General features: G+C 59.8%; 3 protein-coding genes. All 3 read right to left on the bottom strand.

Annotated elements, in window-relative coordinates; translation table 11 throughout:
- Window positions 1-5,577: discoidin domain-containing protein (locus ACT8II_RS06425; RefSeq protein WP_443813395.1), on the bottom strand; the 5,577-nt coding region annotated here is incomplete at its 3' end.
- 571 nt (window positions 5,578-6,148) lie between these two features.
- A complete protein-coding gene (gene carB, locus ACT8II_RS06420) occupies window positions 6,149-9,445 on the bottom strand; it encodes a carbamoyl-phosphate synthase large subunit (protein ID WP_443813393.1) in 3,297 nt (1,098 codons plus the stop codon).
- A gap of 1 nt (window position 9,446) precedes the next feature.
- On the bottom strand, window positions 9,447-10,883 hold the full coding sequence (gene carA / locus ACT8II_RS06415) for a glutamine-hydrolyzing carbamoyl-phosphate synthase small subunit (RefSeq protein ID WP_443813391.1): 1,437 nt from the start codon (window positions 10,881-10,883) through the stop codon (window positions 9,447-9,449).
- Window positions 10,884-11,078 lie beyond the last annotated feature (195 nt).

Here is an 11,078-nt window from a genome sequence, read left to right as displayed (position 1 = left end):
CTCGTCGTACTTGGCCTGGAGATCGGCCTTGTTCACCTCAGGCACCTCAGGCTTCACGAGGCCGGCGTTGGCGTCGGTGAGGGCCTTGAGCGCGGCGTCGACCTCGGACTGGGTGGCCTTCTCGTTGTCGAGAATCGCCTTGGCACCCTCGAGAGCCTTCTGGAAGGCGTTCCAAGAGTCCTCGGTGTAGCCGTCGTTGGCCTTGCCCTTGAGCTCGTCGTACTTGGCCTGGAGATCGGCCTTGTTCACCTCAGGCACCTCAGGCTTCTGGTCGCCCTCGGCGTAGTGAAAGTTGATCTCACGCAAGGTGAGCATGCGGTTCTTAGCCTCGTCGCCCTGGTAACCGTTGGCGGTGCCGTCGGAGGTGAGCGGCGTGATGTCGACGCTCTTGACCTTCTTGGTGTTGTCGGCGGTCAGGGTGTAGACCTCCTGCTTCTTGGCGAAGCCACCGTCCTTGAACTCTGTGGTGGAACCGTCGGTGTAGGTGATCTCGGCCTCGAGGGAATTGACGGAACCGTTGGAGTTCTTGCGGTTCAGGATCTGAACATCGCGCAGAACCATCGGGTCCTTGAGCTCGAAGTGCATCGTGGTCGGAAGCTTCACGTACTCGGGCAGCTTGCCGTTCACGTAATTGTAGTCGAGGTCCCACTTGAACTCGAAGTCGTTATCCGCGTCACCCTCCTTGCCGTTGAAGAGGCCATCGTACTTCTTGCTCTCGACGAGCTTCTCAACGTTGGTGCCATCGTCAGTCGTGAGGATATCGTTCGTCATCGTGATGCCGAACTGCTCCTGAGCGACTTCCTTGATCTCCTCCTGAGGCTCCTCGCCTTCAACGTAATTGAAGTTGATCTCGCCAATAGTGAGCATGCGGTTCTCGGGGTTCTCGATACCCGTGGCAACACCCGTGGAGGTCAGAGGCTTAATCTCGACCTTGGCAACCTTCTTGGCCTTGTTTGCCTCGAAGATCTCGAAGTTATAGGAAGGCTGGTTCTTGGCAAAGTCGCCGTCCTTGAACTCCTGCGTGGTGCCGTCCGTGAAGGTAATGACCGCCTCGAGGCTGTTGATGGAGCCGTTAGAGGTCGCAGCACCGTTGAAGAGCTCGACGTTCTTGAGCGTGCGAGGCTCCTTGAGCTCAAAGGTCAGATTCGCCGGCAGGCCGACCTTCGTGTCGAAGGTCTCCGCATCGGTGAACCACTTGAATTCGAACGCACGGTCGTTATCGTTGTCGTTGAACAGGCCATCGTAGTTATTCTGCTGAACGAGACGCTCGACGTTCTTGCCGTCATCGGTGGGGTAGCCCTCGTTGGTGATGCTGATGTTGAACGCATCCTGCTTGAGCTCCTCGACCACCGGAGCCGGGTCGGCGTCCGCGGTGATGAAGTCCTGCGTGGGACCGATGAGCCATGCCTGGCTATCGAGGTTGACCTCGCAGTCCTTCTTGGCGGTGAGCTGGAAGGTCGCCACATCCTCAGAACCGTTCCACAGGTTCTTGTCGCCCCTGTTGGCAAGCGCGATATTCACGGAATTGGTCGGCTCGTTGAAGGTATACATACCGGAGTGGCTCTCCATGCCCTTCGTGCTATCCGCGACCTTGAGGCTGTCCTTAACGAAGTCGAAGTCTGCAACGGGGTACTTAACCAGGGCGCCCATAGCATTGACGTTCTTGCCGTCCTTGACCTTAACGGCAACCGTGATGGTCTCGCCCGCCTTGACGGAAGTCTTCTCGGGGACAACCGAGATGGCACCGGCAACCTTGCCGTCCTTCTTGGTGCCGCCGTTAAGCTTGGACATGGTGAAAGACATGTCGTACACGTCGTAGGCGTTGTTCAGGTTGTAGTCAGCGTTGGATTGGACGATGTGAGAGGTCCAATCATTCGTACCCGTACCGCGGTTCTCGCGACCATAGCAGTTCGGGAGATGGTTCGCGTCTTCCTCGCCAACCGTGCCGGGAGCCTTGAGGGAGCCGGTCTCGGCAGCCTCGGTCTTGTCGGCCTTGTAAAGCGCGAGCTCGGTAGCGGAGAAGAAGCCGCCCGTGGACTCCTCAACGGTGAGACGCAGGTAGCGAGCTGACTTACCGTTAAGGTCAACGGTCTTGGGCTGCATCTTGCCCTCGCCCTTGTTATCCCACGTCTGAACACCCAGATCGGTCCAGTTTGCGCCGTCGAGGCTGATCTCGACCTTCATCTTGGACACGTTGCCGTTGCCGCCGTTGTCCTGGCGCGGCGTGTAGACGAACTTATCCAGGCTGTAGGTCTTGCCGTAGTCGATAGTCATCGGCATGCCGATAACGCTGTCGGTAGAGTGGAAGCTGCTGCCGCTCTTGTCGTCGTGGTCGAACGCAAGGTCCAGCTTGCCCCACTTCTCGCCGCCTTCCCAATCAACGTGGACAGGCTTGGGGGCATTGCGCCACGGGTCTTCAAGGGTCTTGACCTTGAGGGGCGCGCTCCACTCGGAGTAGCCGGTAGCGGTGCGAGTGCGAATCTTGAACTCGTGTTCCGTGTTGTACGGCAGGTCCGTCACGTTGAACTCGACGGTATCGCCACTCGGGATGTTGTTGACCATGCCATCGATCTCGATGTCGTACGCAGTAGCACCCTCGACCTTATCCCACGTGAGCTTAATGCTCGTGGGGGTCAGGCCATCCTCGGGAGCAGCAAGGTTCGCGGGAGCCTTGAGGTTCTTGTCGAGCGTGTTGCCCGGCAGCTCGCCCTTATTCTCAAAACCCTTCACCTCGAGCGTCTGCTCACTGCTGTTCACATCGGTCTTGGCAAACTTGACGTGCAGCTTGGGCGTGGTGTTAATCGGCTGCTTGGAGAAGTCCTCGTTGCGTACCTGCTCGCTCTCGGCGGTGGCGCCGTAGTTGAGGTTCGGGGTCTGCTCGTAGAAGTAGACGGCCTTGCCCTCAGCAGGCTCCGCCTTCTTGAAGGCGTCGAAGGAGTCGACCTTCTCGACAGTGAGCTCCTTATCGCCGTTCTTGGCGACAACGGACTCGGGCTCCTTGGACACGTTCACCGTAAAGACGGTGGTGCGGTTGGAATCGTAACCATCGTAGGCACCCTCGGACTTGCCCGCTTTGAAGGTAGCGGTGCCGGACTTGGCATCGGCCTCGGACGTGAACGTGGTCTTCACGCTCTTGCCGTAGTCGATGTTGTCCTCCTTGCCGTACGCCTCGTTGGAGGAGTCCGACTTGTTCTCGATGTAGGTACCGGTGTCCTCGAACAGGGTGTACTCGCCCTTGCCGGACGTAGCGAAGAACTCCACCTCGCGCTTGGTGCGGTCGATGTCCTCGGGGTTGTCGTTGGGCTCGTACATCGGGACGATAGCGTTAGCCTTCACGAACAACGGGAGCTTCCACAGCGGGGCATTGAAGTTGTTGAGCACCTGGCCGCCGCGATACTGGTCGCCCGTGAAGTAGTCGATCCAGATGGTCGGCTCCTCCTCGGTACCATAGTTGGGCAGGTAGATGCCGTTGCGGAGATCGTTGCCGTCACCAATACCACCATTGGCGGCATCGCCGTCGGTGTTCTGGTACACAGGAGCGACCAAGAAGGAGCCACCGAAGGTGTACTCGTACTGCGTCTTGGTGCTCTGAGCGTAGGCAGAATCATCGTTCAGCAGGATGGCGCGGATCATCGGCAGACCGGTGTCACCGTTGCCCGTGTTGATATTCGCCGCGGATGCTGCAGAGGTGTAGATGTACGGCAGGAGCTGGGACTTCAGCTTGAGGTACATACGGGAAATGCCGGTGTAGGGGTCGCCGTGCGTCTGCGGAGACTTGACGTGGGAGCCCCAGCCGTCCATGTCGAGCATGAGCGGAGTGAAGGTCTTCCACTGATAGTCGCGCGTGGCAATGACAGGCTGGCCACCGAAGATGCCGTCCATATCGGAGCCGATGTTAGGGTTACCGGAGAGGGACTGACCAATGTAGGTGGGAATGTGGAAGCGGATGTACTCCCAGTTGCCGCCGGTCTGGTCGCCGGTCCAGATGCCCGCGAAGCGCTGGGTACCCGCCCAACCGTCGAGGGAGATGATGTTCGGACGGAAATTGACGTCCTCGGTGATGATGTCGTAGGCCGTCTTGACGCCGTCGAGCGCCATGGAATAGCCGTTACCGACCCATGCAACGTCGGTCTTGAGGGTGGTCACGCCGCCGGTGTTGACCTCGGCCTTGAAGTCGCGGAGCAGCTGCCACTGCGTGTCGGGATTGGAATCCGGGGAGAGCTGGGACTGCGTCCACAGACCGGTCGCAACACCCTTTCCGTTGGCGTAATCAGTGAACTCCTTGAGGTTCTGCACGTTAGCGGCGACCGCGGCGAGGCGCTCGGCGGAGCTGGTGCCGTCATCATTGACGCCGCCGGTCTTGCCAAAGCCATTCACGCCGTAGCCCGCGCCATAGCCGTCGTTGGGTAGGAAATAGCCCAGCGGCATATCGTTCTCGAGGTAGTTGTCCAAACGGGACTGAGCGGAGAACTCCTTGGGGAAGTCAGTGCCCTCGGGGATATTTTCGCCCTGCTCAGTGGCACCGTGGCCGTTCAGAGACTCCACGTGAGAGCCGGGCTGCATGGAAGTACCGGTGCCGTCCTTCTCATACTGAACCTTACCCGTGCCGGCCCCTGCGGGCTCGCTGCCCTTAATCTGCCATTTGCCGTATCCGTCCTTGGCCTCGGAGGACCACATGTCGCGGTTCCAAGCATTCAAGTGACCAACATAGAAAGCGTACTCGGGCAGGAGCACCGGATTGCCGGTGACCTGGAAGTAGTCCTGGAGCAGATCCTGGGCGATCGGCGCGGTGGCCTTGCCCTCCTTAGCATCGGCAACGAAGTAATAGGCGTCGAGCTCGTTCTCGTTGTGACGGGCAGTCGTAACACCGGCATCGGTCGCGCCAAAATCATACGAGCCGTCGGCAAACGTGTTGCGCATGACGCCGTAGCCGTTATCGGACCAATAGAACGGGTTCGGCGAAGCCACGCCACCGTCAACCCAGTTGCTCTCATTGGCGATATTGATGGTGTTGCCCGTGTGGATGAAGCGGCCGTTCTGGGTGCCGCCGCCAAAGAAGTCTTCGCCGTCGTGCTTCTTGAGCGTCTGGACGGTGCCGGCCTTATCTACGTCGAGCGGGGAGGTCTCTTCCATGACAACCTTACCGCCGCGTTTGACGGTCATAAGGGCGCTATCCTTGGCGAACTCGATGGTGGTATCACCAGAAGTGATGACGAACCTATCGCCCTCCGCCTTTACCTGAGCATCGGGGTGATTGTACTTGCTCGAAGAATCCGGCTGTGCCTGAATCCTGGCCTTATGGGCCTCGCTCTTCGGCTCCGCATACTCGCTAAACTCACCCGAGGGATCCACGTTGTAACGGAAGATGTCGTCCTCAAGGAACGTAATCCTACCGGTAACCTCATCATCACCCTGCCGGAATGTCACGGTAACGACGTTCTTGTCGGCCTTGGCATCCTTCACACCCGTAAGAGGTGCCGCCTGGGCAGGCACCGCAAGGGCAAGCGAAAGCGCCGCAGATGCAATAACCGCCGAACCGCGCACCCAATTGCGTTTCAAGATTGAGCTGTGATGCACGTGAGTCCCCTTCCCATTAGGTTTCTACGCTGTACACAGGACAACTGGTATGTACCAGCAGACCTATTAATCCTACGTAATGAATTATGAGGGGACTTTCGTATGTACTTGATTATCCTTGGGTTGTCAGCGGCGAATGGTAGGATACCCTCCCCAAACGGTTTTTTGGAACTCAGACTGGTATTAGTTCAAACAGGCCATTTGACTCAAAACCCATAGCTTCTCTACAAGTGTTCGATTGAACAAGGAGGCCCTTCGGCCGGTTTCGGCCCAAAACGACGAACCAAAAGGATCCATTTCCAACAACTGGAACCGTGAGAACGTAGGGTGTCACCGAACCAAGGTCAAAGCAAATCAATCCGCCTCGCTGCGAGGAATTGCTAACCAGAGGATACCGAGACGGCCACTAGAAATCGGCGAATGGTTTTCCATTTCCTCGAGCTTGCCCGTCATGGGACATGAAGAATCATTGTGTGGTATTCAGTGGGCAACAAAAAAACCGGGGTCGACACCATTGACAGGTGCCGTCCCCGGCTAAAACACTCATGAAAGCTTGGCTCCCACCCGCGCCTTACAGATCCTGCAGCGCGATGACCTCCATGCCGTCGCCGAACTGACGGGCCTCAAGGGCGGCAATATAAGCATTCGCCGCCGTGAGGGCTGTCACGCAGGTCACCCCGCGACGGACCGCCTCGGTGCGCAGGCGGTACCCGTCGCCACGGGATCCAGGACCATACGGTGTGTTGATGATGAACGCGATCTCGCCATCCGCGATCATATCGAGGATTCCGCGCTCGGCTTCCTCACCAACAACGAGTTCGGCGCCATCAGGGGCACCGATCTTGCCAATGACCTCGCATGGCACATTGCCGCCGCGCAACACGCGCGCCGTGCCGGCCGTTGAGACGATATCGAATCCCAGGTGGCGTAAGATGCGCGCAAGGCTCAGGATATGGCGCTTGTCGCGGTCGCACACCGAGATGAACACGCGCCCATCCTCAGGCGTGGGCAGCTGGTAGTCGATCGCGAGCTGCGTCTTAGCGTAGGCCTCCGGATAGCTCTTCGCGATACCCATGACCTCACCCGTCGACTTCATCTCGGGGCCAAGAATGACCTCGGCGCCGGGGAAGCGGCCCCAGGGCATCACGGCCTCCTTCATGCAGAAGTACTCGGGCTCGCGATACTCGCCCGTCAAGCCAAGCGACTCAAGGCTCTCCCCCGCCATGATACGGGCGGCATAGCGCGCCAGCGGCACGCCCGTGGCCTTCGAGATGAACGGCACCGTACGACTCGCGCGGGGGTTCGCCTCGATGACGTAGACCGTTTCGCCCTTAATGGCGAACTGCACGTTCACCAAACCGCGCACGCCCAGGGCCAACGCGATGCGGCGCGTGGTCTCGCGGAGCTTCGCCTTGAGGCCCTCGGAGAACGAGAACGGAGGAATGCAGGTCGCGGAGTCACCCGAGTGGATGCCGGCCTCCTCGATATGCTCGAGGATGCCGCCAATATAAACGTTCTCGCCGTCGCACAGCGCGTCGACGTCGCTCTCGTACGCGCCCTCGAGGAATCGGTCGAGGTAGATAGGGTGATCCGGGCTCACGCGCGCAGCCTCGGCCATGTACTCGCGCAGGTGCTCGGCGTCGTAGGCGATCATCATGCCGCGGCCGCCCAAAACATAGCTGGGGCGGACGAGCAACGGGTAGCCAATGTGGGCGGCGACGGACTCGGCCTCTGCAAACGAGGTTGCCATACCTGCCGGCGGATACATGACGCCCAAGCGGTCCAGCAACGCCGAGAAACGCTCGCGGTCCTCGGCGAAATCAATGGCGTCAGGCTGGGTGCCCATGATGGTCACGCCGCTCTCGGCCAGCTGGCGCGTAAGGTTGACCGGCGTTTGGCCGCCGAGCGTGGTGATGACGCCGACGGGACGTTCGACGTCGACGATATCCATGACGTCCTCATACGTAACCGGCTCGAAGTACAAACGGTCGGAGGTGTCGTAGTCGGTGGAGACCGTCTCGGGGTTGCAGTTGACCATGATGGTCTCGTATCCGCGCTCGGCCAGCTCGTAACAAGCGTGTACGCAGCAGTAGTCGAACTCGATGCCCTGCCCAATACGATTGGGACCGGCGCCCAAGATCATGACCTTGGGCTTGTCGCAGGGGCGTACTTCGTCTACCGCCACGCTGCGGTGAGCAACGGGAGAGACACGCATGAGGTTCTCGTAGGTCTTGTAGTGGTACTCCGTGGCGCTCTCGAACTCGGCGGCGCAGGTATCGACCGTCTTCATACTCGGAACCACGCCCAAACCCTTGCGGTACGCACGCACAAAGCGCTCGTCGCTGCCGGTAAGGTGCGCGATTTGGGCATCCGAGGTGCCGTATTGCTTAAGCAGGCGCATCGCGTCGGCGTCGATGTCCTCAACACGCAGGCCGCGAACCGCCGTCTGAACCGCGATCATGTCGTGCATGCGCGAGAGGAACCACGGGTCGATGCGCGTGAGGTCATGCAAACGCTCGACCGACCATCCACGACGCAGTGCCTCCGCCAGGTAGAAAATGCGCTGCTCCGTAGCGCGGGCGACATGCTCGGCAAGCTCTTCGTCAGACAGTTGCTCAAGCGCGGACGCCTTGGCATCGGCCCCCAGGCCGCGATGGCCGTCCTCAAGCGAGCGCATGGCCTTGCCGAGCGCCTCCTCGAAGGTACGTCCGATGGCCATGACCTCGCCCACAGCCTTCATACGCGTGGTGAGCGTGGTGTCGGTGCCTTTGAACTTCTCGAATGCGAACCTCGGCACCTTGACCACACAGTAGTCAATGGAAGGCTCAAAGCACGCCGGCGTGGCACGGGTGATGTCGTTGGTGATCTCGTCGAGCGTGTAGCCCACGGCCAGGCGCGCGGCCGCCTTGGCGATGGGGAAGCCCGTCGCCTTGGAGGCAAGCGCGGAGGAACGGCTTACGCGCGGGTTCATCTCGATGACGATAAGGCGCCCGTTCTTGGGGTTGACGGCGAACTGTACGTTGGAGCCGCCGGTCTCGACTCCGATCTTCTCGAGGATGGCGAGCGAGGCGACGCGCATGCGCTGGTACTCGAGATCCGAGAGCGTTTGAGCGGGGGCGACGGTAATCGAGTCGCCGGTATGCACGCCCATGGGGTCGAGGTTCTCGATGGAGCACACGATGATGCCGTTGCCGGCGCGGTCGCGCATGACCTCCATCTCATACTCTTTCCAGCCTTCAATGGATTCCTCGACCAGGACCTCACCTGCCGGGGACAGCTCAAGGCCCTGCGTCACGATTTGAATGAGCTCTTCCTCGTCGTGCGCGATACCGCCGCCGGCACCGCCCATGGTGAAGCTCGGACGCAATACGCAGGGATAGCCGGTGGTTTTGACAATCGAGAGGGCATCCTCAACGGAGTACGCATAACCCGAGCGCGCCACTTCGAGACCCAGGTCAGCCATGGCCTCGTTGAACAGCTTGCGGTCCTCGCCGCGCTCGATGGCATCAAGGTCGCATCCGATCATCTCGACGCCGTAGCGGTCGAGCACACCAGACTTCGCCAGCTCGACGGCGGCATTGAGGCCCGTCTGGCCACCCAGGGTGGGCAGCAGGGCATCGGGGTGCTCGCGCTCGATGACCTTCTCAATGAACTCCGCCGTGATGGGCTCCACGTAGGTGCGGTCGGCGAGGCCCGGGTCCGTCATGATGGTCGCGGGATTCGAGTTGACCAACACGACCTCGTATCCGTCTTCTTTGAGTACCTTACAGGCCTGAGCACCCGAGTAGTCGAACTCGCATGCCTGGCCAATCACGATTGGTCCGGATCCAATAACCAAAATCCGCTTAATATCGGTACGCTTGGGCATGCTAGTTCTCCTCCGTTGCGAAATTCCAGCCGTGCAACCGGTCGGCCGCGATGTCGATGCCCAGGTAATCCGGGTCGCCGTCCATGAGTCGCGTGAAAGCGGTGAACAGGTAATGAGCGTCGGTGGGGCCAGGAGAGGCCTCGGGATGGTACTGCACGCTAAAGCAGGGGACGTCGAGCAGCTGAATGCCCTCGGCGGTGCCGTCGTTAAGGTTCACGTGGGTGAGGCGGATACGGCCAAAGCGTTCGTTTCGCACAACGGGTGCCACTCCGCGCTCGACCCAAAAGCGCAGGTCGCTCTGGGTCGAATGCTCGCTCACGCCGCCAGAGAGCTCGGGTACCAAGTTTCCCAAGCTGGGGAACACCAAACCAAAGCCGTGGTTTTGCGCCGTGATTTCAACACGACGCGTGAGCAGATTCATAACGGGCTGGTTGCCGCCGCGATGGCCGAACTTGAGCTTCTCGATCTGCGCACCCGCCGCAAGGCTGATCATCTGGTGGCCCAAGCAGATGCCGAACACCGGTACCTTGCCAACAAGCTGTTGGACTTGCATGTATGTCTCGGGTACGGCATCGGGATCGCCGGGACCGTTGGAGAGGAACACGCCGTCTGGGTTCTGGGCAAGAACATCCTCTGCGGGGGTATCCCACGGCACAACGGTGAGGTCGCAGCCGGCACGAACCAGACCTTCGAGAATGCCCCGCTTGACGCCGCAATCATATGCGACCACACGATACGGAGCGCGACGGGTCGCTGTGGCGGCAAGGGCAAATTCATGGGAGACCGGCAGGTCCGAGGAGTCGTATGTATGAGGCTGGGGGCAGCTCACCGTTTTGACCAGGTTCTCGCCAACGAGCTGCGGAGCGGCCGCCAAACGATCGGCAAGGACATCGAGGTTGAATTCCTCGGTGGAAACAATGCCCATCTGCGAGCCATGGTCGCGAAGATGCTGAACGAGGGAGCGGGTATCAACGCCCTCAATCGCGACGACGCCCTGCTGGGCCAGGTAGTCTGGAACGCTCAACGAGCTGCGCCAATTGGACGGCGTGCGGCACATATCGTGCACCACCATGCCGCGCAACGCGGGGGCAGATGCGGGACGGTCGGCGTCTCCGGGATACGCGCTCTGAACATCGGCAAGGTCGATACCGTAATTGCCGATCTGTGGATACGTCATGGTTACGATTTGTCCCGCGTAGCTGGGATCGGTGAGAACTTCGAAGTAGCCCTCAAGCGAGGTGTTGAAGCACACCTCTCCCGTCGCCGTTCCACATGCTCCGCACGCGCGGCCGTAAAACACGGTGCCATCTGCCAGCAGCAGAACAGCGGGGAGCGTATTGCCTTTTATGGTTGAATCCATGATGCGTTGAGCCAGGGGGCTCATAGCCGTGCGCGGCAGGGCGGATGCGCAAGCACCCATAGGGTGATTTGAACCCATCTCGTCTCCTTTTCGGTCTCTCGGTACCGGCTTAAAGGCCGTATGGTTTCACAGTATTGTACGCGCTTATCCATCTATGTTGCTTAAAAAGTTCTAATATGCAATTAATGTTACATAATGGCCTGTTCTATTCACTGTCACTGGATTGCCAATTCTCTTCCGCGTGCATCCCTTACCGTTTACAACAAAAAACGC

Source organism: Collinsella sp. (assembly GCF_052346665.1).
In the GTDB taxonomy this organism is placed as follows: Bacteria; Actinomycetota; Coriobacteriia; order Coriobacteriales; family Coriobacteriaceae; genus Collinsella.
Note: the sequence above shows the minus strand (reverse complement) of the source record. Positions and strands in the feature narration are given on the sequence as shown.

Bases quoted from the DNA above. Each gene is read 5' to 3' on its own strand.
- carB (WP_443813393.1), bottom strand. From the start codon at position 9,445: ATGCCCAAGCGTACCGATATTAAGCGGATTTTGGTTATTGGATCCGGA.
- carA (WP_443813391.1), bottom strand. From the start codon at position 10,883: ATGGGTTCAAATCACCCTATGGGTGCTTGCGCATCCGCCCTGCCGCGC.